The 22185-nt window shown below is 68.7% G+C and carries 21 protein-coding genes and 2 pseudogenes; 15 read left to right on the top strand and 8 right to left on the bottom strand.

The genetic code is table 11. The features are described from left to right. The first annotated feature begins 219 nt into the window (after nucleotides 1–219). Together QQY66_RS32620 and QQY66_RS32615 are read left to right on the top strand one after the other, a co-directional pair. Entirely contained in the window at nucleotides 220–798 is a 579-nt protein-coding gene (locus QQY66_RS32620) for an N-acetylmuramoyl-L-alanine amidase (RefSeq protein ID WP_301987570.1), read from the top strand. A gap of 201 nt (nucleotides 799–999) precedes the next feature. Continuing rightward, complete coding sequence (locus QQY66_RS32615) at nucleotides 1000–1908, top strand: 1-aminocyclopropane-1-carboxylate deaminase/D-cysteine desulfhydrase (RefSeq protein ID WP_301983888.1); 909 nt, start codon at nucleotides 1000–1002, stop codon at nucleotides 1906–1908. 91 nt (nucleotides 1909–1999) lie between these two features. Here the strand turns inward: QQY66_RS32615 and QQY66_RS32610 are convergent, their stop codons facing one another. Continuing rightward, a complete protein-coding gene (locus QQY66_RS32610) occupies nucleotides 2000–3595 on the bottom strand; it encodes a Na+/H+ antiporter (RefSeq protein ID WP_301983887.1) in 1596 nt (531 codons plus the stop codon). 58 nt (nucleotides 3596–3653) lie between these two features. Between QQY66_RS32610 and QQY66_RS32605 the strand changes: the two genes are divergently transcribed. The 3 genes from QQY66_RS32605 (at nucleotide 3654) to QQY66_RS32595 (ending at nucleotide 5711) form a co-directional block, all read left to right on the top strand. Further along, complete coding sequence (locus tag QQY66_RS32605) at nucleotides 3654–3914, top strand: UBP-type zinc finger domain-containing protein (RefSeq protein WP_301983886.1); 261 nt, start codon at nucleotides 3654–3656, stop codon at nucleotides 3912–3914. A gap of 271 nt (nucleotides 3915–4185) precedes the next feature. Beyond that, complete coding sequence (locus QQY66_RS32600) at nucleotides 4186–4599, top strand: anti-sigma regulatory factor (RefSeq protein WP_030784224.1); 414 nt, start codon at nucleotides 4186–4188, stop codon at nucleotides 4597–4599. Beyond that, nucleotides 4596–5711 carry a SigB/SigF/SigG family RNA polymerase sigma factor gene (locus QQY66_RS32595; RefSeq protein ID WP_301983884.1) on the top strand — a complete coding sequence of 372 codons (1116 nt, stop codon included), beginning with the start codon at nucleotides 4596–4598 and terminating at the stop codon, nucleotides 5709–5711. Before QQY66_RS32600 ends, QQY66_RS32595 begins: the two co-directional genes overlap by 4 nt. Nucleotides 5712–5729: 18 nt before the next feature. Here QQY66_RS32595 and QQY66_RS32590 read toward each other — a convergent pair whose 3' ends face one another. Next, nucleotides 5730–6182 (bottom strand): hypothetical protein, encoded by a 453-nt coding sequence (locus QQY66_RS32590; protein WP_301983882.1) that lies wholly within the window; start codon nucleotides 6180–6182, stop codon nucleotides 5730–5732. A gap of 104 nt (nucleotides 6183–6286) precedes the next feature. Here QQY66_RS32590 and QQY66_RS32585 point away from each other — a divergent pair, with 104 nt between their 5' ends. Together QQY66_RS32585 and QQY66_RS32580 are read left to right on the top strand one after the other, a co-directional pair. After that, the gene (locus tag QQY66_RS32585; RefSeq protein WP_301983881.1) at nucleotides 6287–7255 is read left to right on the top strand and encodes a diacylglycerol kinase family protein; all 969 of its coding nucleotides are present in this window, start codon (nucleotides 6287–6289) and stop codon (nucleotides 7253–7255) included. A gap of 320 nt (nucleotides 7256–7575) precedes the next feature. Then, entirely contained in the window at nucleotides 7576–7833 is a 258-nt protein-coding gene (locus QQY66_RS32580) for a WhiB family transcriptional regulator (protein WP_016639615.1), read from the top strand. A gap of 167 nt (nucleotides 7834–8000) precedes the next feature. Here the strand turns inward: QQY66_RS32580 and QQY66_RS32575 are convergent, their stop codons facing one another. Both QQY66_RS32575 and QQY66_RS32570 read right to left on the bottom strand, forming a co-directional pair. Continuing rightward, nucleotides 8001–9476 (bottom strand): sensor histidine kinase, encoded by a 1476-nt coding sequence (locus QQY66_RS32575; protein ID WP_301983880.1) that lies wholly within the window; start codon nucleotides 9474–9476, stop codon nucleotides 8001–8003. Between the two features lie 398 nt (nucleotides 9477–9874). Then, nucleotides 9875–10048, bottom strand: a pseudogene (locus QQY66_RS32570) (TetR/AcrR family transcriptional regulator); the annotation flags it as partial. On the opposite strand from QQY66_RS32570, the pseudogene QQY66_RS32565 reads away from it, so the two are divergent. Beyond that, a pseudogene (locus tag QQY66_RS32565) lies at nucleotides 10041–10210 on the top strand (short-chain dehydrogenase); the annotation flags it as partial. The pseudogenes QQY66_RS32570 and QQY66_RS32565 overlap by 8 nt on opposite strands. 227 nt (nucleotides 10211–10437) lie before the next feature. Then, a complete protein-coding gene (gene nagB / locus QQY66_RS32560) occupies nucleotides 10438–11223 on the top strand; it encodes a glucosamine-6-phosphate deaminase (RefSeq protein WP_301983879.1) in 786 nt (261 codons plus the stop codon). A 152-nt stretch (nucleotides 11224–11375) separates the two neighbouring features. On the opposite strand, the gene QQY66_RS32555 is transcribed toward nagB, so the two are convergent. The 4 genes from QQY66_RS32555 to QQY66_RS32540 all read right to left on the bottom strand — a co-directional run bounded on the left by QQY66_RS32555 (nucleotide 11376) and on the right by QQY66_RS32540 (nucleotide 16086). After that, nucleotides 11376–12857: a glycoside hydrolase family 3 protein gene (locus QQY66_RS32555; protein ID WP_301983878.1), complete on the bottom strand. Its 1482-nt coding sequence runs from the start codon at nucleotides 12855–12857 to the stop codon at nucleotides 11376–11378. A 9-nt stretch (nucleotides 12858–12866) separates the two neighbouring features. Continuing rightward, nucleotides 12867–13709, bottom strand: coding sequence for a carbohydrate ABC transporter permease (locus tag QQY66_RS32550; RefSeq protein WP_301983877.1), 843 nt, complete (start codon nucleotides 13707–13709; stop codon nucleotides 12867–12869). Continuing rightward, nucleotides 13706–14698, bottom strand: a complete 993-nt coding sequence (locus QQY66_RS32545) for a carbohydrate ABC transporter permease (RefSeq protein ID WP_301983876.1) — start codon at nucleotides 14696–14698, stop codon at nucleotides 13706–13708. The genes QQY66_RS32550 and QQY66_RS32545 overlap by 4 nt, the downstream gene beginning before the upstream one ends. A 104-nt stretch (nucleotides 14699–14802) precedes the next feature. Continuing rightward, a complete protein-coding gene (locus QQY66_RS32540; protein WP_301983875.1) occupies nucleotides 14803–16086 on the bottom strand; it encodes an extracellular solute-binding protein in 1284 nt (427 codons plus the stop codon). A 305-nt stretch (nucleotides 16087–16391) separates the two neighbouring features. Between QQY66_RS32540 and QQY66_RS32535 the strand changes: the two genes are divergently transcribed. From QQY66_RS32535 to QQY66_RS32510, 6 genes are all read left to right on the top strand, one after another. Further along, nucleotides 16392–17156 (top strand): GntR family transcriptional regulator, encoded by a 765-nt coding sequence (locus tag QQY66_RS32535; RefSeq protein ID WP_301983874.1) that lies wholly within the window; start codon nucleotides 16392–16394, stop codon nucleotides 17154–17156. A gap of 96 nt (nucleotides 17157–17252) precedes the next feature. Beyond that, nucleotides 17253–19391, top strand: a complete 2139-nt coding sequence (locus QQY66_RS32530; RefSeq protein WP_301983873.1) for a carbon starvation CstA family protein — start codon at nucleotides 17253–17255, stop codon at nucleotides 19389–19391. Further along, nucleotides 19363–19563 carry a YbdD/YjiX family protein gene (locus QQY66_RS32525; RefSeq protein ID WP_301983872.1) on the top strand — a complete coding sequence of 67 codons (201 nt, stop codon included), beginning with the start codon at nucleotides 19363–19365 and terminating at the stop codon, nucleotides 19561–19563. The genes QQY66_RS32530 and QQY66_RS32525 overlap by 29 nt, the downstream gene beginning before the upstream one ends. A 129-nt stretch (nucleotides 19564–19692) precedes the next feature. Further along, on the top strand, nucleotides 19693–19947 hold the full coding sequence (locus QQY66_RS32520) for a DUF3311 domain-containing protein (protein ID WP_301983871.1): 255 nt from the start codon (nucleotides 19693–19695) through the stop codon (nucleotides 19945–19947). After that, entirely contained in the window at nucleotides 19944–21575 is a 1632-nt protein-coding gene (gene mctP, locus QQY66_RS32515) for a monocarboxylate uptake permease MctP (RefSeq protein ID WP_301983870.1), read from the top strand. The genes QQY66_RS32520 and mctP overlap by 4 nt, the downstream gene beginning before the upstream one ends. Nucleotides 21576–21649: 74 nt before the next feature. Further along, a complete protein-coding gene (locus tag QQY66_RS32510) occupies nucleotides 21650–22150 on the top strand; it encodes a GNAT family N-acetyltransferase (protein ID WP_301983869.1) in 501 nt (166 codons plus the stop codon). Nucleotides 22151–22185 lie beyond the last annotated feature (35 nt).

Raw genomic sequence — 22185 nt, 5'->3', positions numbered from 1 at the left:
GAATTGCCCTCCCGGTCTGCAACGGCGCCGATCTGCGCCGGGCATCGATCTGCACGGCAAAGCCTTCCATCACGGAACGTTCTGGTGCTATTACACGAAAGAGCGGGAATGGATCACGGTCCGCCTGGGCATTCATGGGGACCCCGTCCACCGCCATCACCAGACGACCGCGTCCGGCGGGCGTCGCGCAGCGCGAAGGAGACGGTCATGGCCCCACCCATGTCCGCGGACAACTTCCTGAGGAGATTGCGTGCGGAAGGCTCAAAGGTCGTCGAGGTCGGCGACTGGCGGCATCACAACCGCAACCACAAAGGCCCGTGGGGACCGGTCCACGGCGTGATGATCCACCACACGGTGACCAAGGGCAGCAAACACACGGTCGATCTGTGCCGGAACGGCTACGAGGGTCTGCCGGGACCCCTGTGCCAGGGCGTGATCACCAAGGACGGCACCGTCCACCTGGTCGGCTACGGCCGCGCCAACCACGCGGGCCTCGGCGACGACGACGTCCTGCGCGCGGTGATCGCCGAGAAGGCGCTCCCGCCGGACAACGAGGCCAACACCGACGGCAACCGCCACTTCTACGGCTTCGAGTGCGAGAACCTCGGCGACGGCAAGGACCCCTGGCCCGCGGCCCAGCTGGAGGCGATCGAGCGGGCCGCCGCCGCGGTCTGCCGCCACCACGGCTGGACGGAGCGCTCGGTCATCGGCCACCTGGAGTGGCAGCCGGGGAAAGTGGACCCACGGGGGTTCACGATGGCGGCGATGCGGCAGCGCATCCGGGACCGGCTGAAGTAAGCGGGTCCGGCGAATTCCGGTGCGGTTCGGCAGCGCCCCGAAGGGGCGCGGGGCTGTGTCGATATGCGGCTCCGCTGCGATGGGGGTCCCCCGTTCTAGCGAAGCCGAGAGTGGGGGAGCGACCAGCCACGACGGCGCCGCAGCCGGCCCACGGCACATCGCGGCACTTCCCGCGGAGCGCTCGGCGGCGACAATGACAAGGTGCCCGGCCCCGACACCTCCCCCCTCACCGACCTGCACCCCAGCCTCCCCTCGCCCGTGCAGGAGGTCACGGACGACCGTTTCACCCGCAACGGCATCCGCCTGCTCCTCAAGCGCGACGACCTGATCCACCCGGAGCTGATCGGCAACAAGTGGCGCAAGCTCGCGCCGAACCTCACCGCGGCGGCCGGACGCACTGTCGTCACCTTCGGCGGCGCCTACTCCAACCACCTGCGCGCCACGGCCGCCGCGGGCCGCCTCCTCCGCCTGCCCACGGTCGGCGTGGTCCGCGGCCAGGAGCTCGCCGACCGCCCGCTCAACCCCTCCCTGGCCCGGTGCGCGGCCGACGGCATGCGCCTGCACTTCGTCGACAGATCGACGTACCGCCGCAAGTCCGAACCTGACACCCTGGCGGCCGTCCTGCGCGCTTTGAGCGCCGAGGACGCGTACGTCGTCCCCGAGGGCGGCAGCAACCGCCTTGCCGTACGCGGCTGTCAGGCGCTCGGCGAGGAGCTGCGCGGTCACGCCGACGTCGTCGCGGTCGCCTGCGGCACCGGCGGCACTCTCGCCGGACTGGCCGCGGGGCTCGCTCCCGACCAGCGCGCTCTCGGCGTTCCGGTGCTCAAAGGGGGTTTCCTGACCGCCGACGTCCAGGCCCTCCAGTCCCAGGCCTTCGGCGGCCCCCGCGGCACCTGGACCCTGGACGACCGCTTCCACTTCGGCGGCTACGCCCGCACCGCCCCCGCCCTGGACGCCTTCGCCGACGACTTCGAGAACCGCCACGGCCTGCCCGTCGAGCGTCTCTATGTCGCCAAGTTGCTGTACGCCCTTGTCGCCCTCGCGGAAGAGGGCGCCTTCCCGCGCGGGACGACGCTGGCGGCGATCGTCACGGGACGGCCTTTCGGCTGACCACGCGCGCGTGCCGCGGCTACCGCCGCGATGGGGGAGCGACCAGCCCTCACCGGCCCGCGGCGCACGAACCGCATATCCAGCGGAGCGCTCACGTCGTCTCCCGGAAGGCCGCCGCCTCCTCCAGGTCCAGCCTGCGCAGCAGCGTCCGCAGCATCTCGTCGTCGATGAAGCGGCCGTCGCGCAGCTTGACGAACACCTCGCGTTCGGCGCCGATCATCTCCCGGGACAGGCGGCGGTAGGTGTCGTCGGCGGTTTCGCCGGTGACGGGGTTGACCGCGCCGAGGCGTTCCCAGACGGCGTTGCGGCGGCGCTCCAGGACGGTGCGGAGGCGGTCGGCGAGGGGCCCGGGGAGGGCGTTGCGTTCGTCCAAGAGGAGTTCGTCCAGGCGGCGCTCGGCGGCCCGGGAGGCCTGCGCCTGGGCGTTCGCCTCGGCGAGGGTCTCGGCCTGCTCGTCCCGGCCGGGCAGCTTCAGCAGGCGGATCAGCGGGGGCAGTGTGACGCCCTGCAGGACCAGCGTGCCGATGACCGTCGTGAAGGTCAGGAAGAGGATGAGGTTGCGCTCGGGGAAGGGCTCGCCGTCGTCGACCGTCAGCGGGATCGAGAAGGCGATCGCCAGCGACACCACCCCCCGCATCCCGGCCCAGGAGATGATGAACGACCCCTTCCACGCGGGGTAGTCACGATGCACACGCGTGCGTGCCGGCAGCATGCGGGTCAGCATGGCCACCGGATACACCCACACGAACCGGGCCGCGACGACGACGAGGAAGACGGCCACCGCGTACCAGGCCGCGGCGGCACCCTCGTACTCCCCGAGTCCCTTGAGGACGACCGGCAGTTGCAGTCCGATCAGCGCGAACACCGACGACTCCAGGACGAACGCCACCATCTTCCAGACCGCGTCCTCCTGGAGGCGGGTCGCGAAGTCGACCTCCCAGGCGCGATGTCCCAGGTAGAGGGCGACGACCACGACGGCGAGCACTCCGGAGGCGTGCACCTGCTCGGCGGCCGCGTAGGCGACGAAGGGGATCATCAGGGAGAGCGTGTTCTGCGGCAGCGCCTCCTTGACGTGGGTGCGCAGCCAGTGGATCGGCACCATCAGCACCAGCCCGATGCCGACGCCACCGACCGCCGCGACCACGAACTCGGCGATCCCGCCCGCCCAGGTGGCGCCCTCCCCGACCGCGGCGGCGAGGGCCACCCGGTAGGCGGTGATCGCGGTGGCGTCGTTCACCAGGGACTCGCCCTGGAGGATCGTGGTGATCCGGGACGGCAGCCCCACCCGGCGCGCGACCGCCGTCGCCGCGACCGCGTCCGGCGGCGCCACCACCGCGCCGAGCACCAGCGCCGCGGTCAGCGGCAGATCGGGCACGATCACATAGGCCGCCCAGCCGACGACGAAGGTCGCGAAGAGCACGTACCCGACCGACAGCAGCGCCACGGGCCGCATTTGCGCGCGCAGATCGAGGTACGAGCTGTCGGTGGCCGCCGAGTGCAGCAACGGGGGCAGGACGAGCGGCAGGACGATGTGCGGGTCGAGTGTGTAATCGGGCACGCCGGGGACGTACGAGACCACCAGGCCGGCCGCGACCAGCAGCAGCGGAGCCGGCACCGGGGTCCGCCGGGCCGCCGCTGCGACGGCGGCGCTGCCCGCCACCAGCAACAGCAGTGGCATCACGTCCATCGTTCCCGCCCTCGTTTTTCCGCGCGGTCATCCACGCGCCCGACGTAACCTGGCAATCATGAAACAGTGCACGCACGCCGACGCGCTGCCGCACCCGGAACCCAAGCCCCTGAGCGACGCCTGTCCGGAGTGCCTGGCGGAGGGCTGGCACCCCGTACAGCTGCGGTTGTGTCTCACCTGCGGTCATGTCGGCTGCTGCGACTCCTCGCCCGGGAGGCACGCGGCGGAGCACCACAAGGACTCGGGGCATCCCATCATGCGGACGCACGAGCCCGGTGAGCACTGGCGCTGGTGCTTCGTCGACCATGTACTTGTGTGACGCTGTATTCGACGAATTCGACGTCTGATTCGCACGGTTCAAACGTGGGACGTCTGGGTACGTCAACCCGGCGCGCGCTCTTCCCAATTGGGCCCGCAGACCCCCTAGCCACGGAGCGTATCCGTGTGTTTACTATGAGTGACAGCAAGGGGTTGGGGTCCCGGGGGACAGGAAACTCGAGAGCGCGGTAGCGTCACCGCTGAACACACATCGCGTTACCCCGGGGGGCGACCCTCGGCCCCGAAGAGCTTGTACCACCTTGGAGGTGAGGGTGTCCCAGATCGCAGGCGAGCCCGCGACCCAGGACTTCGTGGAAGTCCGGCTGCCGGCTGCGGGTGCCTACCTGTCGGTGCTGCGTACGGCCACGGCCGGTCTCGCGGCCCGTTTGGACTTCACCCTCGACGAGATCGAGGACCTTCGCATCGCGGTGGACGAGGCCTGCGCGATCCTGCTCCAGCAGGCCGTGCCCGGCTCGGTGCTCAGCTGTGTCTTCCGTCTCGTCGACGACTCGCTCGAGGTCACCGTCTCGGCCCCGACCACGGACGGTCACGCCCCCGCGCGCGACACCTTCGCCTGGACTGTCCTGTCCGCCCTGGCGGGCAAGGTCTCCTCCGCGGTGGACGACGACAAGACCGTTTCGATCAGCCTCTACAAACAGCGCGGCGCGGGACCCGGGCCGGCGTGAAGGACGGGGACGGGCCGGTGCGGGACGAAGAGCGCGGCACACGGGAGCTGCCGGCCGAGGGCACAAGCGGTCCGAGCGGTGCCCGACGCATGGCTGACGGCATCGACGGCATCCCCGAGCAGGCCCGGCCGCATCCGGAGGACGACGCCGACGACCTGACGGCGGCCGGCTTCCTGGACGACGGGCAGCGGGATCGGGATGGTGCCGTGCAGAGCGCGCCCCTGGAAGGCCGGAACGGGGTCCCTCCGGTCCGGGAAGGGGCGGCGGCTCGGGGAAGGGCGACGGGCGGGACGATGAGCGAGCACGAGCGAGACGATCAGCCGGGCGTGCCCAGCGTGCAGGCCACGCAGCACGACCCTCAGGACCGCAGCGGGGCGCGCGCCATGTTCGTCGAGCTGCGCACACTGAAGGACGGCAGTGCGGAGTACGCGGAGCTGCGCAACAAGCTGGTCCGCATGCACCTGCCGCTCGTCGAGCATCTCGCGCGCCGCTTCCGCAACCGCGGAGAGCCGCTGGACGACCTGACCCAGGTCGCCACCATCGGCCTGATCAAGTCGGTCGACCGCTTCGACCCGGACCGCGGGGTCGAGTTCTCGACGTACGCGACTCCGACGGTCGTCGGCGAGATCAAGCGGCACTTCCGCGACAAGGGCTGGGCGGTGCGCGTCCCGCGCCGGCTGCAGGAGCTGCGCCTCGCGCTCACCACCGCCACGGCGGAGCTCTCGCAGCGGCACGGCCGCTCCCCCACGGTCCATGAGCTGGCCGAGAAGCTGGGCATCTCGGAGGAGGAGGTCCTGGAGGGCCTGGAGTCGGCCAACGCGTACTCCACGCTGTCTCTGGACGTCCCCGACACCGACGACGAGTCCCCGGCGGTCGCGGACACGCTGGGCGCGTACGACGAGGCCCTGGAGGGCGTCGAGTACCGCGAGTCGCTCAAGCCGCTGCTCGAGGACCTGCCGCCGCGCGAGAAGCGGATCCTGCTGCTGCGCTTCTTCGGCAACATGACGCAGTCGCAGATCGCGCAGGAGGTCGGCATCTCACAGATGCATGTGTCGCGGCTGCTGGCACGGACGCTGGCACAGCTGCGGGAGAAGCTCCTCGTGGAGGAGTAAGGCCTACTTCAAGAACGCCTACTTCTGAGACGCGTTCCCGGGCCCCTGGATCCCAAGGGCCCGGGTCGTCTCGGCGTTCACCAGCAGCACCAGCGCCGCCACCGCCACCACGGCGAGCGCGATACCGCCGGGAATGGCCAGGCTGTCGGCCTGGAGCAGGTTGTACGCCACCGGCAGCGCCAGGAGCTGCGTGATGACGGCCGGGCCACGGCTCCAGCTGCGCCGGGCGAGAAGTCCGCGGGCGGCCAGCAGCGGCAGCAGCGCGAGGACGAGCACGGTGACGCCACCGGTGATGGCCTGCTGCCGGTCGTCCGGGTCGCCCGTGATCCCCAGGACGAGCATCCAGACACCGCCGACGACCAGGGCGAGCCCCTCCAGACCGGCCAGCGCGGCCGCACAGGTCAGGCGCCGGGGGCGGGGTTCTGCGGTTTCCGGGGCGGTTTCCGAAGAGGGGTTCTTCTCACTGCTCACCCCTGAAGCGTAGCCCTCGCCATGTCCGCCGCCATGGCCAGGATCTCTTACGAGATCCCTACCTGGACTGGGCCCGGTACCACCCAGTAGGTACGCTGCAACGCATGCGTGCACTTCTCGTGGTCAATCCGGCGGCTACCACCACAAGCGCACGTACGCGCGATGTCCTGATCCATGCGCTCGCCAGCGAGATGAAGCTGGAGGCGGTCACCACCGAGTACCGCGGCCACGGACGCGACCTGGGCCGGCAGGCCGCGGAGAGCGACGACATCGATCTCGTGGTGGCCCTCGGCGGCGACGGCACGGTCAACGAGGTCGTCAACGGCCTACTGCACGCCGGCCCCGATCCGGACCACCTCCCCCGCCTCGCCGTCGTCCCCGGCGGCTCGACCAACGTCTTCGCCCGCGCCCTCGGCCTGCCCAACGACGCCGTGGAGGCCACCGGTGCCGTACTGGACGCACTGCGCGACAAAAGCGAACGCACGGTCGGACTCGGCCTCGCCGCGGGCACACCGGGCACCGAGGACGAGGCCGTCCCGGCCCGCTGGTTCACCTTCAACGCGGGGCTCGGCTTCGACGGCGGTGTCGTCGGCCGGGTCGAGCAGCAGCGGGAGCTGGGCAAGAAGTCGACACACGCGCTCTACGTCCGCCAGGTCGTCCGTCAACTGCTGGGTGAGTCCAACCGGAGACACGGTTCGATCACGCTCGAGCGGGCCGGCGAGGAGCCGGTGACCGGTCTGGTGGTGTCCATAGTCTCGAACACCGCTCCATGGACCTATCTGGGCAATCGCCCGATGTACGCGTCACCTAAGGCTTCGTTCGATACCGGGCTCGACGTATTCGGTCTGACCCGGCTGTCCATGCCGGCGGTCGCCCGGTATGGCACGCAGTTGCTCAATTCGTCCCCCGAACACGGACCCCAGGGCAAGCACGCCGTGGGCCTGCACGACCTGGACCAGTTCACCTTGCAATCGAAGGCGCCACTACCCCTCCAGATGGACGGCGACCACCTCGGGCTGCGTACCAGCGTGACGTTCACAGGCGTACGCCGTGCACTGCGTGTGATTGTGTGAGCAGAAGGGGCTAAAGTCCTTTCACTCGAACGTTTAGGCCAGGGTCCACCCCATGGAAGTACGGCTGTGACCTAGTCGACACCGAGGAATCAAAAAAAACTTTCCGGAAGGGGTTGTATCCGCCGCTGAGGTTTGCGAGTCTCTACGTGGCGATCGGGACGGCCCGCAGAATCGGCCTCCACAGATCACCGGAACCCCTCTTCAATCCACAGGACCACGCCAGGGAAACCTGACGGTCGGCCCTTCCCTTGTTGAGGGATTCGTGAAAGCGTTCACATTCACAAGCAATCAGCACGTAATACCAAGGAGAGGTAGCAGCCATGGACTGGCGTCACAACGCCGTTTGCCGCGAGGAAGACCCCGAGCTCTTCTTCCCCATCGGCAACACCGGTCCTGCGCTGCTGCAGATCGAGGAAGCCAAGGCCGTCTGCCGCCGCTGCCCCGTCATGGAGCAGTGCCTGCAGTGGGCGCTCGAGTCCGGTCAGGACTCCGGCGTCTGGGGTGGTCTCAGCGAGGACGAGCGCCGCGCCATGAAGCGCCGCGCCGCCCGCAACCGGGCCCGTCAGGCCTCCGCCTGACACACCCGCCCCGCACAGCCTGAGCTTGGCGGCGCGTACAGCGAGTACGCATCTCCCGCCCCCGAGCCGCAGCGCGCAGTACCCCCGATGCGCATAGCACGCACGAGCACTGGCCCCGGACCACAGGATGGTCCGGGGCTCTTTGCTGTGCGCAAACGCTACGTGCGCTACTTGTTCGCCTGCACCGGGATGTCAAGGATCACCTGAGTACCCCGCTCCGGCGCCGGCACCATGTCGAACGAGCCGCCCAACTCGCCTTCCACCAGCGTCCGCACGATCTGCAGCCCCAGGTTGCCCGCGGTGTGCGGGTCGAAGCCGGCCGGCAGCCCGACCCCGTCGTCCTGGACGGTGACAAGGAGCCGCGCCTCCTTCGTCGTACCGCCGCGGACGGCCGTGACCTCGACGGTTCCCGTGTCGCCTTCGCGGAAGCCGTGTTCGAGGGCGTTCTGGAGGACTTCGGTCAAGACCATGGAAAGCGGGGTGGCGACCTCGGCGTCCAGGATTCCGAAGCGTCCGGTGCGTCGGCCGGTGACCTTGCCGGGCGAGATCTCGGCGACCATCGCGAGGACCCGGTCCGCGATCTCGTCGAACTCCACACGCTCGTCCAGGTTCTGGGAGAGCGTCTCGTGCACGATCGCGATCGACCCGACCCGCCGTACCGCCTCTTCGAGGGCCTCGCGTCCGCGGTCGGACTCGATGCGGCGGGCCTGGAGGCGGAGCAGGGCCGCCACGGTCTGGAGGTTGTTCTTCACCCGGTGGTGGATCTCCCGGATGGTGGCGTCCTTGGTGATCAACTCGCGCTCGCGGCGGCGCAGTTCGGTGACGTCGCGGAGCAGGACCAGCGAACCGATGCGGGTGCCCTTGGGTTTGAGCGGGATCGTGCGGAACTGGATCACCCCGTCGTGGGCCTCGATCTCGAACTCGCGCGGCGCCCAGCCGCTGGCCACCTTGGCGAGCGCCTCGTCCACCGGCCCGCGGGACGGGGCGAGTTCGGCGGTGATCCTGCCGAGGTGGCAGCCGACGAGGTCGGCGGCGAGGCCCATGCGGTGGTAGGCGGAGAGTGCGTTCGGGGAGGCGTAGTGGACGATGCCGTCGGCGTCGAGCCGGATCAGTCCGTCGCCGACACGCGGGGCGGCGTCCATGTCCATCTGCTGGTTCGGGAACGGGAACGAGCCCGCCGCGATCATCTGCGCGAGGTCCGACGCACTCTGGAGATACGTCAACTCCAGGCGGCTCGGGGTGCGGACGGTCAGGAGGTTGGTGTTGCGCGCGATGACACCGAGGACGCGCCCTTCCCGTCGTACCGGAATGGACTCGACCCTGACCGGCACCTCTTCTCGCCACTCGGGGTCGCCCTCGCGCACGATCCGGCCCTCGTCGTGGGCGGCGTCCAGCATGGGGCGCCGGCCGCGCGGGACGAGGTGGCCGACCATGTCGTCCTGGTAGGAGGTGGGGCCGGTGTTGGGGCGCATCTGGGCGACGGAGACATAGCGGGTGCCGTCGCGGGTGGGGACCCACAGGACGAGGTCGGCGAAGGAGAGGTTGGAGAGCAGCTGCCACTCCGAGACCAGCAGATGCAGCCACTCGAGATCGGAGTCGTCGAGGGCGGTGTGCTGGCGGACCAGTTCGTTCATGGAGGGCACGTGTGCGAGCGTACCTGGCGGTTTGTACGGCTCTGAAATGTATGGGCTCTCATACGAGCCTGCCGTACGGCCCTCGAAGACACCCGCGGGCCGCGGCGCCTGAGAGGGACCCTCAACCCTCCCGGCACCGCAGCCCGGAGCAGCATCGGCCGCGGGGTGTGCGGTCCCGGTCGGCCGAAGGATGAGGAGCCGGGGCAGTCAGGGCAGAGAGCTCCGGTTCCTCGTCCGCCTTCCTGTGCGGGGAAGACGGAGGTTCTAGTGAAGCGCGCCGTGCTTGATACGCACTTGAGCTTCCCTACGCATTGTGGACTAGACCACTAGGCGTGTCTATGCATCGGGAGCTGTTTTGTTGTTGGACCCTGTGCGTTGTTGGCGCTTCGCAGCCTAACCCGCTCGGGCTACGCGCGGGGCCAGTTGGCCATGGCAATTTCCGCGAGCGCTTCCAGTTCCTCCCGGCTCGCGCCGTCGCGCGCCTGCTGGGACATGCCCTGGATCACCGCACCCGTGTGCCGGGCGAGCGCCGCGGCGTCGGCGCCGGCTGGGAGTTCACCTGCGGCGATGCCCGCTCTGACGAAGGGCGCCCTCGATGTCTTCTCCCGCGACCTGTCCAAGGTGCTGGGCTCTCGGAACATCACGGTGAACTCGGTGGCGGACGTGGTGGCGTCTCTTGCGTCCGGGGAGGACGGTGGGTGACCGGGAGCTGGGTGGATGCGACGGGGGGTTCGCTGACCTGAGGGACGAACGCCGTTGCTCCGGGGCGTGGCGGTGTTGCCGGTGTGTCGCTGAGGGGTCGCTTCGCGTTTCGGCGCGGGTGTGTGGGTGTCAGCATGCGGGAGGGAGTGTGGTGGTGCGGGTGCCCCTCTTCACCTGGGACACAAGGCCCGTCTCTGTTAGATTGGTCTAAACCACATAGCCCCTACGGGTCCCCCAGAGCCCCTCTTCTCAGATCGGCAGGCCCAGCGTGGAAGTTGTCATCGTTCCGGACGCCAAGGCGGGTGGCGAGCTGATCGCCGAGGCCATGGCGCAACTCCTGCGGCGCAAGCCCGACGCCCTGCTCGGCGTGGCCACCGGGTCGACGCCGCTGCCCATCTATGAGGCGCTGGCCGCCAAGGTGAAGTCCGGTGCCGTGGATGCCTCTCGGGCGCGGATCGCCCAGCTCGACGAGTACGTGGGGCTGCCGGCCGAGCATCCGGAGTCGTACCGTTCGGTGCTGCGGCGGGAGGTGCTGGAGCCGCTGGGGCTCGGGATGGACGCGTTCATGGGGCCGGACGGTACGGCTGAGGACGTACTGGGGGCTTGCGAGGCCTATGACGCTGCGTTGGGCGCCGCCGGTGGGGTGGATCTGCAGTTGCTCGGGATCGGGACGGACGGGCACATCGGGTTCAACGAGCCGTGCTCGTCGCTGGCCTCACGGACTCGGATCAAGACGTTGACCGAGCAGACGCGGGTGGACAACGCGCGCTTCTTTGACGGGGACATGGAGCAGGTGCCGCATCACGTCATCACTCAGGGGATCGGGACGATCCTTGAGGCTCGGCATCTGGTGTTGCTCGCCACGGGTGAGGGGAAGGCCGATGCGGTGGCGGCGACGGTGGAAGGGCCGGTTGCCGCGGTGTGTCCGGCGTCGGCGTTGCAGTTGCATCCGCATGCGACGGTTGTTGTCGATGAAGGGGCCGCTTCCAAGTTGAAGCTTGCGGACTACTTCCGGCACACGTTTGCCAATAAGCCGGAGTGGCAGGGGATCTAGGCGTCTGCCGGGTTCTGTTCAGTGTCGGCTGCGGGTTGTCTGTGGCTGGTCGCGCCCACGCGGCGGAGCCGCATATCGATACAGCCCCGCGCCCCTGAGTACAGACAGCGCCGGTCCCCTTCAAGGGACCGGCGCCTTTGTCGTCGTACCGGTTACGCTCCCGCTATCACTTCCGCCGCCGCCCGTCCACACACCCGCGCCGCCCCGTGCGTCGCGATGTGCAGCGTGCCCCTCGGGGCCGCCTGGGGTACGCCCATCTCGACCACGATCGTGTCGGGGCGTTCCTGCAGCACCGTGTCGAGGGCCGTTGCCATCCAGGCGTGGCGGTGTTCGTCGCGGACGACGGCGATGATGCGGTGGCCGTTCGCTGCGGCGAGGGCTTTGGGGCCTGCCTCGTCCCCTGTGAAGCTGCCCGTCTCTGTGCCCGGGAGCAGGCGGGTCAGTTCCGCGGCGACGCCCCAGGGGGTTTCGTCGCCGACGGCTATGTTCGCGACCGGGGTGAAGGCGGCGACGTAGGGGGCTTTGGTCAGGGGGGCGTATGGCTCCGCGGCCGTCACTCTCAGGGCGCGGCGGGCCGCGATGAGGCCGATGTCCGTTCGGGGCTCGCCCGTGTTCGTCGGGGCCTCGGACGTCCAGTGGGCCAGCGCGCGGACGCGTTCCGCCGCGTCCGCCAGGCGTTCCTCGGGGAGTTCGCCCGAGCGGACGGCTGAGATCAGGGCGTCGCGCAGGCGGCGTACCGTCTCGTCGTCCGCGAGGCCGCCGCCCACGCAGATCGCGTCGGCGCCGGCGGCGATGGCGAGGACGCTGCCGCGTTCTATGCCGTAGATGGCGGCGATGGCCTGCATCTCCATGCCGTCGGTGACGATCAGGCCGTCGTAGCCGAGTCGGCCGCGCAGCAACTCCGTCAGGACCGGGCTGGAGAGGGTGGCCGGGCGGTCCGGGTCCAGGGCCGGGACCAGGATGTGGGCGCTCATCACCGCGCGGGTGCCGGCGGCGATGGCGGCGCGGAACGGGGCGAGTTCGCGGGACGACAGCACCGAGGCGTCGGCGTCGATGCGGGGCATCGCGTGGTGGGAGTCGACCGCGGTGTCGCCGTGGCCCGGGAAGTGCTTGGTGCAGGCGGCCACCCCGGAGGACTGGAGGCCGGTGACGTAGGCGGCGGTGTGGCGGGCGACCAGGTCCGTGTCGGCGCCGAAGGAGCGGACGCCGATGACCGGGTTGGAGGGGTTGGAGTTCACGTCGGCGGACGGGGCCCAGTCGAGGTTCACTCCGCACTCGGCGAGGCGGCGGCCGAGTGCGTACGCCACCTCCTCGGTGAGCGAGACGTCGTCCACCGCGCCCAGCGCATGGTTGCCGGGGAACGAGGAACCGGTCCTCACCTCCAGGCGGGTGACATCACCGCCCTCCTCGTCGATCGCGACCAGTACGTCGTCGCGTTCGGCGCGCAACTGGGCCGTGAGTGCGGCCAGTTGGTCGGGGGAGGCGATGTTGCGGCCGAACAGGCCGACGGAGGCCAGGCCCTCGCCGAGGCGGCGCAGCAGCCAGTCGGGGGCGGTGGTGCCCGGGAAGCCGGGCTGGAGGACGGTCAGCGCATCGCGCGTCAGGGTGTCTGTGCCGCTGGCGAATGTCGTCATCGGGTGGCGTTATCCCTTCACGGCGCCCGCGGTCAGACCCGCGGCCATCTTGCGCTGGACGAGGAGGAACAGGACGACGATCGGCACGGCCATCAGCGTGGCACCGGCCATCATCGGGGCGAACTCGGTGCCGTGCTTGGTGCTGAAGTTGCTGAGCCACACGGTCGCGGTCTGGTTGTTCTGGCTGAGCAGCATCAGGGCGTAGAGGTACTCGTTCCATGCCTGGATGAAGCCGTAGACCGAGGTCGCGACCATGCCCGGAGCGAGCAGCGGGAAGACGACCCGGACGAAGGCGCCCGTGCGGGTGCAGCCGTCGACCATCGCCGCCTCCTCCAGCTCCCTCGGGATGTTGACGATGAAGCCGCGCAGGGTCCACACCGTGAAGGGGAGGATGAAGGTCAGGTACGTGATGATCAGGCCGCTCAGCCTGTCGTACTGACCGAGGTCGTTGAGCAGCAGGAAGACCGGGATGATCATGGCGACCAGCGGGACCATCTGGACCGCCAGGATGCCCACGATCACGATCCTGCGGCCGCGGAAGGCGAACCGGGAGATCGCCAACGCGGCCAGCAGGCCTACGACCATCCCGACCACGACCACGGCCAGCGACACGATCAGGCTGCGGCCGACCGGGCCCCAGAAGTCCGCGATGTCCAGCGCCCGGCCGAAGTTGGAGAAGGTCAGGGCGGTCGGCCACAGGCTCGGGTCCGGGTCGATGGCGTCCTTCTCCGGCTTGAACGCCGTGTTCAGCATCCAGTAGACCGGGAAGCCCGCGGTGAGGAAGACGAGGAGGCCCAGGAGGTTCCAGCCCGCCTTGGACTTCCGGGGGGCCTGAGGGACCACGGTGCTCATTCGACCTCTCCGATCTTCAGCATCTGGCGCATGTACACGGCCACGACACCCAGCAGCAACACCACGGTGAGCAGGGCGATCGCCGAGCCCTGCGCGTAGTCGTTGACCACGAACGCGCGGTCGTACGAGTAGGTGGTGAGGATCTGGAACTCGGCCTCGGGATGGCCGTTGCGCATCACGAAGACCTGCGGGAAGACGCCCATGTCCCAGATGACCGACAGGGTCGTCAGCATCACGATGATCGGCTTGAGGATGGGGAGCGTGACGTAGCGGAACACGCCCCAGGCGCCCGCGCCGTCCAGCCGGGCCGCCTCCTCCAGTTCCTTCGGGACCTGGGTCAGACCGGCGCTCAGCGTGATGACCACGAAGGGCACGGCGCCCCACACCACCAGCAGCATGATGACCGCGAGGCCCTCCGGCCCGCTCGCGAACCAGTTGTGGCCGATCATCTCCACGCCGGGCAACTTGCTGAGCAGCGCGTTGAGGATGCCGTAGTCCGCGTCGAACAGCCACTTGAAGACCGTGGTCGCCACGATGATCGGCATGCCCCAGCTCGCCACCAGTGCGATGTTGATCAGGGTCTTCATCCAGCCGGAGACCCGCTGGAGGAGCAGCGCGATCAGCATGCCGATGACCATCGTGAAGATCACGCAACCGGCCGCGAAGACGATCGTCCGTACGACGACCGTCCAGAACTGCCCGTCGCCCAGCACCTTGGTGAAGTTGTCGAGCCCGACCGACTTCGCCGGCTTGAAGCCCCACAGCTGGGACTGGCCGAACTCCTGGAAGGAGAGGGTGACCAGACGGACCAGGGGGTAGCCGAGGACGAGTGCGAGGATGAGGAGGCAGGGGGCGAGCAGCAGCCAGGGCAGGCCGCGTCCGCCCGACGTCTTCCGGTCTCTCGGTGGCTGCTTCGCGACAGCCGGTGGTGGGGGCGACTGCCGCCGCGGCGGCACCTTGGCAGGGGTGGTCGTGTCTGCGGCACTCATCCGCGCGCTCCTCAGCGGTCCCTCAGGTCGTACGGAAAACGTCGTACGGAAAACAGGGCCCCGCCCCGGAAATCCCCCCGGGGTCAACGGGGCCCTGCCTCAGGTCATTTGGTGTTGATGACCTTGTCGATCGCTGCGTCCGCTTCCTTCGCGGCGGCCTCGACCGTCTTCTTGCCGGTGCCGATGTTCTGCAGCATGGTCTGCAGGATCTGGGCCTTCTCGACCTGGCCCCAGCCCGGCGCCATCGGGACGAACCAGTTGGACTCGGCGGCGGTGGCCGGGACGGCCGTCGCCGGGTCGTTCTTGAGGGTCGCGAGGTCGGTCTTGTTGTTGGGCAGGTTGCCCTTGGCCATCAGCCCCTTCTGGCCGGAGGCGCCCGCGAAGGCGTTGATCCACTCGGCGGCGACCGCCTGCGCGTCCGACTTCACCGGGACGGCGAGGTCGGAGCCGCCCAGGAAGACCGGGAGGTTCTTGCCGGACGGGCCGGGCATCACGAAGCTCTCGAGGTTGCCCTTGAGCTTGCCGGTCTTGTCGTTCTTCGGGTCCTCGGAGGTCGCGCCCTCCCAGGCCGCGCCGAAGATCATGGCGGACTTGCCCTGGCCGTAGACGATGTAGCGGTCGGCCTCGTCCTTGGTCTTGTCGCCGTGCATGTACGTGTCGACGACGCTCTTGAACGCCTCCAGGCCCTTGATGGACTCGGGCGAGGAGAGGTTGGCCTTCCACTGGCCGCCGGACTCCTCGGCGATGGAGCCGCCGGCGTCGTAGACGAAGGACATGGCCGCGTACCAGTCACGGGTGGGCTGGTACCAGGCGCTGAACTTGTCGCCCTCCTCCTTCTGGATCTTGTCCAGGGCGGAGGTCAGCTCCTCGTACGTCTTCGGCGGGGACTTCACGCCGACCGAAGCCGCCACGTCCTTGCGCCAGTTGGCGACCCGGCCGCCGGCGTAGTACGGAACGCCGTATGTCTCGCCCTCGTACGTCACCGAGGCCTTGAGGCCATCCAGCCAGGCTTCCGCGTTGTCGAACTTGGCCGGGTCGACGGGGGCGAAGGCGCCCTTGACCATGTAGCCGAGCATCTCGGTGTTGCCCATCTCGACCACGTCGGGGGCCTTGTCGGTGGCGAGGACGGCGTCGAGCTTGGTGTTCTTGTCGGGCCAGCCGTAGTACTCGTGGTTGATCTTGATGCCGGGGTGCTTCTTCTTGATCGCGTCGTCCGCGGCCTTCACCAGCTCGGGCCAGTTGTTCTGCGCGTCGACGGTGAGCCAGACGGTCAGCTCCTTGGCATCCGCGCCGGTGTTGTCCGAACCCCCGCTGTCACTGTCCCCGCACGCCGCAAGGGACACCATCATGCCCGCGATACCGATCGCGGCTATCAGCTTGCGCTTCACGCCACCCTCCTCAGGGATGCCCCCCGTACCGCCATCGGGGCCGGGACTGGACCAATGGTGTAGACCAGTACCGGGAGCCTGGACCAGACCAACACCCCTGTCAAGGGGGTTCGAAACGGCTCCGACCAGCCGTTATGCGACCTACATATGCAGGAACCTTTAAGTAAGAAGACAGCGAAATCAGCGCGCGCGGAGTACTGTCGTCCGCTAGACCACTTACCTCTGTGGACTAGACCAAAAGAGGCGGCAACGGTATACAGAGGGGATCACGATGTGACCCGCATCCGGAGCCGGGAAGGCAGAGCATGAGCACCGACGTCAGCAGTGCGGAGAACGAGAGTGGGGCCACCGTCCGTACCGCGCGCGTGCCCAAGTACTACCGCCTGAAGAAGCATCTGCTCGACATGACGGAGACGCTGCCGCCCGGCACCCCGGTCCCGCCCGAGCGCACCCTCGCCGCGGAGTTCGACACCTCGCGCACCACCGTGCGCCAGGCGCTGCAGGAACTGGTCGTCGAGGGACGCCTGGAGCGGATCCAGGGCAAGGGCACCTTCGTCGCCAAGCCCAAGGTCTCGCAGGCGCTCCAACTCACCTCGTACACCGAGGACATGCGCGCCCAGGGCCTCGAACCCACCTCGCAGCTCCTCGACATCGGGTACATCACCGCCGACGACCGCCTCGCCGAACTGCTCGACATCACGGCCGGCGGCCGGGTGCTGCGCATCGAGCGGCTGCGCATGGCCAACGGCGAGCCGATGGCGATCGAGACGACCCACCTGAGCGCCAAGCGCTTCCCCGCCCTGCGCAGGTCGCTCGTGAAGTACACCTCCCTCTACACCGCCCTCGCCGAGGTCTACGACGTCCATCTCGCCGAGGCCGAGGAGACCATCGAGACCTCGCTGGCCACTCCCCGCGAGGCCGGCCTGCTCGGCACCGACGTCGGCCTGCCGATGCTGATGCTGTCCCGGCACTCGCTGGACCGGGAGGGACAGCCGGTGGAGTGGGTGCGGTCGGTGTACCGGGGGGACCGCTACAAGTTCGTCGCCCGACTGAAGCGGCCGCAGGAATAGGGTCGTTCGTAGGGCGAACACCTGCACGCGGTGTAGCGCAGATCACATTCCTGTTCTACCGTCCTCCCGTCATCGCATGGACGGGAGGGCGAGCCGGTGCGCACCGCGAACGTTCGAACGATCGTCATCTGGAGTCTTGTCGCGCTGGTCGGAGCCGTCGGCTGGGCGGTGCTCGCGCTGGCCAGGGGCGAGGACGTGTCCGCCGCCTGGATGGTCGCGGCGGCCCTCGGCTCGTACGCGATCGGCTACCGCTTCTACGCCAAGTTCATCGCGTACAAGGTCCTGAAGGTCGACAAGACCCGGGCCACTCCGGCGGAACGGCTGAACAACGGCATCGACTTCCATCCCACCGACCGCCGGGTTCTGCTGGGCCACCACTTCGCCGCGATCGCGGGCGCCGGACCGCTGGTCGGGCCCGTGCTTGCGGCGCAGATGGGCTATCTGCCGGGCACGATCTGGATCATCGTGGGCGTCATCTTCGCGGGCGCGGTCCAGGACATGGTGGTGCTGTTCTTCTCCACGCGGCGGGACGGCAGGTCGCTGGGCCAGATGGCGCGGGAGGAGATCGGCCCGTTCGGCGGCGCGGCGGCGCTGCTGGCCGCCTTCGCCATCATGATCATCCTGCTCGGGGTGCTGGCGCTGGTCATCGTCAACGCCCTCGCACAGTCCCCGTGGGGCACCTTCTCCATCGCGATGACGATCCCGATCGCGCTGCTGATGGGCTTCTACCTGCGGGTACTGCGCCCCGGCCGGGTCGCCGAGGTCTCCCTCATCGGCGTCGCGCTGCTGCTGCTCGCGCTGGTCGCGGGCCGCTGGGTCGCCGAGTCGTCCTGGGCCGACACCTTCACCCTCGCGCCGTCCACGCTGGTCATCTGGCTGGTGGCGTACGGCTTCATCGCCTCGATCCTGCCGGTGTGGATGCTGCTCGCGCCGCGCGACTATCTGTCCACCTTCATGAAGATCGGCACGATCCTGCTGCTCGCGCTCGGCGTCGTGATCGCGCTGCCGACGCTGAGGATGCCCGCGGTCACCGACTTCGCCTCGCGCGGCGACGGGCCGGTGTTCGCGGGCTCGCTCTTCCCGTTCGTCTTCATCACGATCGCCTGCGGCGCCCTGTCCGGCTTCCACTCGCTCATCTCGTCCGGTACGACGCCGAAGATGATCCAGAAGGAGACGCAGGTCCGGATGATCGGCTACGGCTCCATGCTGATGGAGTCGTCGGTCGCGATCATGGCGCTGGTGGCGGCGAGCATCATCGACCCAGGCCTGTACTTCGCGATGAACGCGCCGTCCGGTGTCATCGGTACGACGGTGGAGAACGCCTCGCAGGTGGTGGGCAGTTGGGGCTACCAGATCACCCCCGCCGAACTCGCCAAGGCGGCCCAGGACGTGGAGGAGTCGACGCTGCTGTCCCGCACCGGCGGCGCGCCCACGCTCGCCGTCGGGGTCTCGCAGATCTTCTCCGAGGTGACCGGCGGGAGCCTCAAGGCCTTCTGGTATCACTTCGCGATCATGTTCGAGGCGCTGTTCATCCTGACCGCGCTGGACGCAGGCACGCGCGTGGGCCGCTTCATGCTCCAGGACACCCTGGGCAACATCTACCGGCCGTTCAAGAACGTCAGCTGGAAGCCCGGCCTGTTCATCACCAGCGGCATCGTGTGCGGGCTGTGGGGCTACTTCCTGTGGGTCGGCGTCCATGAGCCCCTCGGAGGAATCAACCAGCTCTTCCCGATCTTCGGCATCTCCAACCAGTTGCTGGCCGCCGTCGCGCTGGCCGTCTGCACGACCCTGCTGGTGAAGTCGGGGCGTCTCAAGTGGGCCTGGATCACCGGGGTTCCGCTCGCCTGGGACGCGACGGTCACCCTGACCGCCAGCTGGCAGAAGGTCTTCTCGTCCGATCCGAAGGTCGGCTTCTTCAAGCAGCGCCAGGTGTTCCAGGACGCCATCGACCGGGGCGAGGTGCTGGCGCCCGCCAAGTCCATGGACGACATGCGCACCGTGGTCATCAACTCCACGGTGGACGGCGTCCTCACCGCGATCCTGGCGATCCTGATCGTCGTCGTGATCGTCGACGCGACCCGCGTCTGCGTCCGGCACATCCGCCGCCCGGCCCTGTCCACGCTGAGCGAGGCACCGTACGTCGAGTCGAAGCTCGTCGCCCCGGCCGGGCTGATCCCGACCCGGGAGGAGAAGGAGGAGGAGCGCGATGCGGTCGGCAGTGGCACGAGCTCTTAGGGGCGTGCGCTGGTACGTGCGGGAGCTGACCGACGAGTCGGCGTACGACCGGTATGTCGCGCACGTACGAAAGGACCACCCTCGGGCCGAGGTGCCGTCCCGGCGTGACTTCGAGCGGATGCGCACGGACCGGCAGGAGAAGGATCCACGGCAGGGATTCCGCTGCTGCTGAGAATGCCTGGTGGGGACGTCTGGTGAGGATTGCGCCCGGAATGCGGACGGGGACTTCCGCTTTCGCGACACCGTGACCTACATTGCCTGCGCGTTACACAGGTGATCAGTGAGGGGACGGAGCCGCCGGATGTCACAAACATCGGAAGTGAACAGAGGGACGGTGACACCCGCCAGGGTCGTCATCGCTCTCTGCCTATTCGCGCCCTTCGTGGCGATGCTGTGGGTGGGTTCGTACGCGAAGGAGGACCCGGCCTTCATCGGCATCCCGTTCTTCTACTGGTACCAGATGGCCTGGGTGGTCCTCTCCACCGTGCTGACGATGGTCGCGTACAAGCTGTGGCAGCGTGACCAGCAGGCACGCAAGGGGGGTGCCGGAAAGTGAAGGACGGCGTGAACGGCGTCGCACTCGCCGTCTTCATCCTCTTCTTCGTGGCCGTCACGGTCATGGGCTTCTTGGCCTCGCGCTGGCGCAGGGCCGAGAACGAGCAGACCCTGGACGAATGGGGCCTGGGCGGGCGCTCGTTCGGCACCTGGATCACCTGGTTCCTGCTCGGCGGCGACCTGTACACGGCGTACACCTTCGTCGCCGTACCGGCGGCGATCTACGCGGCGGGCGCGGCCGGCTTCTTCGCGGTGCCCTACACGATCCTCATCTACCCGATGATGTTCGTCTTCCTGCCGCGGCTGTGGTCGGTCTCGCACAAGCACGGCTACGTCACCACGTCGGACTTCGTCCGGGGCCGCTTCGACTCCAAGGGGCTGTCGCTGGCGGTCGCCGTCACCGGCATCCTCGCCACGATGCCGTACATCGCGCTCCAACTGGTCGGCATCCAGGCCGTGCTGGACGTGATGGGCGTCGGCGGCGGCGAGGACACCAACTGGTTCATCAAGGACCTGCCGCTGCTGATCGCCTTCGGCGTGCTGGCCGCGTACACGTACTCCTCGGGTCTGCGGGCCCCGGCGCTGATCGCGTTCGTGAAGGACACGCTGATCTACATCGTCATCGCGGTCGCGATCATCTACATCCCGATCAAGCTGGGCGGGTTCGACGACATCTTCGCCAAGGCGAGCGCCGCGTTCAGCCAGACCAACCCGGCGACGGGCGCGCCACGCGGCGCGATGGTCCCGGGTGACGCCGGCCAGTGGACATACGCGACCCTGGCCCTCGGCTCGGCGCTCGCGCTGTTCATGTACCCGCACTCGGTGACGGCCGTGCTCTCCAGCCGCAGCCGTGACGTCATCCGCCGCAACTCCACGATCCTGCCGCTGTACTCGCTGATGCTGGGCCTGCTCGGTCTGCTGGGCTTCATGGCGATCGCCGCCGGAATCAAGGTGGACAACGGCCAGTTGGCGATCCCGCAGCTGTTCGAGACGATGTTCCCCGACTGGTTCGCGGGCGTGGCCTTCGCGGCGATCGGCATCGGCGCGCTGGTGCCGGCGGCGATCATGTCCATCGCGGCGGCCAACCTCTTCACCCGCAACATCTACAAGGACTTCATCAAGCCGGACGCCACGCCGGCGCAGGAGACCAAGGTCTCCAAGCTGGTGTCCCTGCTCGTGAAGGTGGGCGCGCTGGTCTTCGTCCTGACCATGGACAAGACGGTCGCGATCAACTTCCAGCTCCTCGGCGGCATCTGGATCCTCCAGACCTTCCCGGCCCTCGTCGGCGGCCTCTTCACTCGCTGGTTCCACCGCTGGGCCCTGCTCGCCGGCTGGGCGGTCGGCATGATCTACGGCACAGTCGCCGCGTACGGCGTCGCCTCCCCGACCCAGAAGCACTTCGGCGGCTCCTCCAAGGAGATCCCCGGCATCGGCGAGATCGGCTACATCGGCCTGACGGCGTTCATCCTGAACCTGGTGGTGACGGTCGTCCTCACCTTCGTACTGAAGGCGATGAAGGCCCCCGAGGGCGTGGACGAGACAAGCCCGGAGGACTACACGGGCGAGGCGGCGAGAGACCCGGAAGTCAAGACGGAGCTGCCCCCGGCGACTGCCGGCGCGGCTCACTGACCTGTACGTCAGGGCACGGGCCGTCGGGGAAATCCGGCGGCCCGTTGTCGTACCTGTCCGGCACACTCACCTGCATGGACATAGTGATCCGGCCCGTAGAACCCACCGAATACGACACCCTCGGCGAGATCACCGCCCAGGCCTACCTCCAGGACGACCTCCTGACGTTCGGCGAGAGCGACTGGTACCTCGGTGAGCTGAAGGACGTGGCCAAGCGGGCGGCAGCGGCCGACGTCCTCGTGGCCACACAGGGCGACCAACTCCTCGGCGGCGTCACCTTCGTCCCCTCCCCCGGCCCCATGGCCGACCTCGCCCGCCCGGGAGAGGCGGAGATCCGCATGCTCGCCGTAGCCCGGGCGGCCCGCGGCAGAGGCGCCGGAGAAGCCCTCGTACGAGCCTGCGTCGACCGGGCGAGAACCGCGGAGCGCACCGCCGTCGTCCTGTCGACCCAGCGCACCATGCACGCCGCCCACCGCATCTACGAGCGCCTCGGCTTCACCCGTGCCCCCGAGCGCGACTGGAACCCGATCCCGGGCGCCGAGTTCACTCTCCTCACTTATGAATTGACGCTCTGAAGTCACCGCGACACAACATCTAGGGGTGTCACCGG

It is taken from the genome of Streptomyces sp. DG2A-72 (assembly GCF_030499575.1).
GTDB lineage: Bacteria > Actinomycetota > Actinomycetes > Streptomycetales > Streptomycetaceae > Streptomyces.
The sequence above is the reverse complement of the archived record's forward strand: the minus strand, read 5'-3'. Positions and strand labels throughout refer to the sequence as shown.

Excerpts from the sequence above, each read along its gene's own strand:
- QQY66_RS32620 (WP_301987570.1), top strand. The coding sequence starts at position 220 with ATGTCCGCGGACAACTTCCTGAGGAGATTGCGTGCGGAAGGCTCAAAG.
- QQY66_RS32610 (WP_301983887.1), bottom strand. The coding sequence starts at position 3,595 with ATGGACGTGATGCCACTGCTGTTGCTGGTGGCGGGCAGCGCCGCCGTC.
- QQY66_RS32605 (WP_301983886.1), top strand. The coding sequence starts at position 3,654 with ATGAAACAGTGCACGCACGCCGACGCGCTGCCGCACCCGGAACCCAAG.
- QQY66_RS32585 (WP_301983881.1), top strand. The coding sequence starts at position 6,287 with ATGCGTGCACTTCTCGTGGTCAATCCGGCGGCTACCACCACAAGCGCA.
- QQY66_RS32580 (WP_016639615.1), top strand. The coding sequence starts at position 7,576 with ATGGACTGGCGTCACAACGCCGTTTGCCGCGAGGAAGACCCCGAGCTC.
- QQY66_RS32555 (WP_301983878.1), bottom strand. The coding sequence starts at position 12,857 with ATGACGACATTCGCCAGCGGCACAGACACCCTGACGCGCGATGCGCTG.
- QQY66_RS32550 (WP_301983877.1), bottom strand. The coding sequence starts at position 13,709 with ATGAGCACCGTGGTCCCTCAGGCCCCCCGGAAGTCCAAGGCGGGCTGG.
- QQY66_RS32545 (WP_301983876.1), bottom strand. The coding sequence starts at position 14,698 with ATGAGTGCCGCAGACACGACCACCCCTGCCAAGGTGCCGCCGCGGCGG.
- QQY66_RS32535 (WP_301983874.1), top strand. The coding sequence starts at position 16,392 with ATGAGCACCGACGTCAGCAGTGCGGAGAACGAGAGTGGGGCCACCGTC.
- QQY66_RS32525 (WP_301983872.1), top strand. The coding sequence starts at position 19,363 with ATGCGGTCGGCAGTGGCACGAGCTCTTAGGGGCGTGCGCTGGTACGTG.
- QQY66_RS32520 (WP_301983871.1), top strand. The coding sequence starts at position 19,693 with ATGTCACAAACATCGGAAGTGAACAGAGGGACGGTGACACCCGCCAGG.
- QQY66_RS32510 (WP_301983869.1), top strand. The coding sequence starts at position 21,650 with ATGGACATAGTGATCCGGCCCGTAGAACCCACCGAATACGACACCCTC.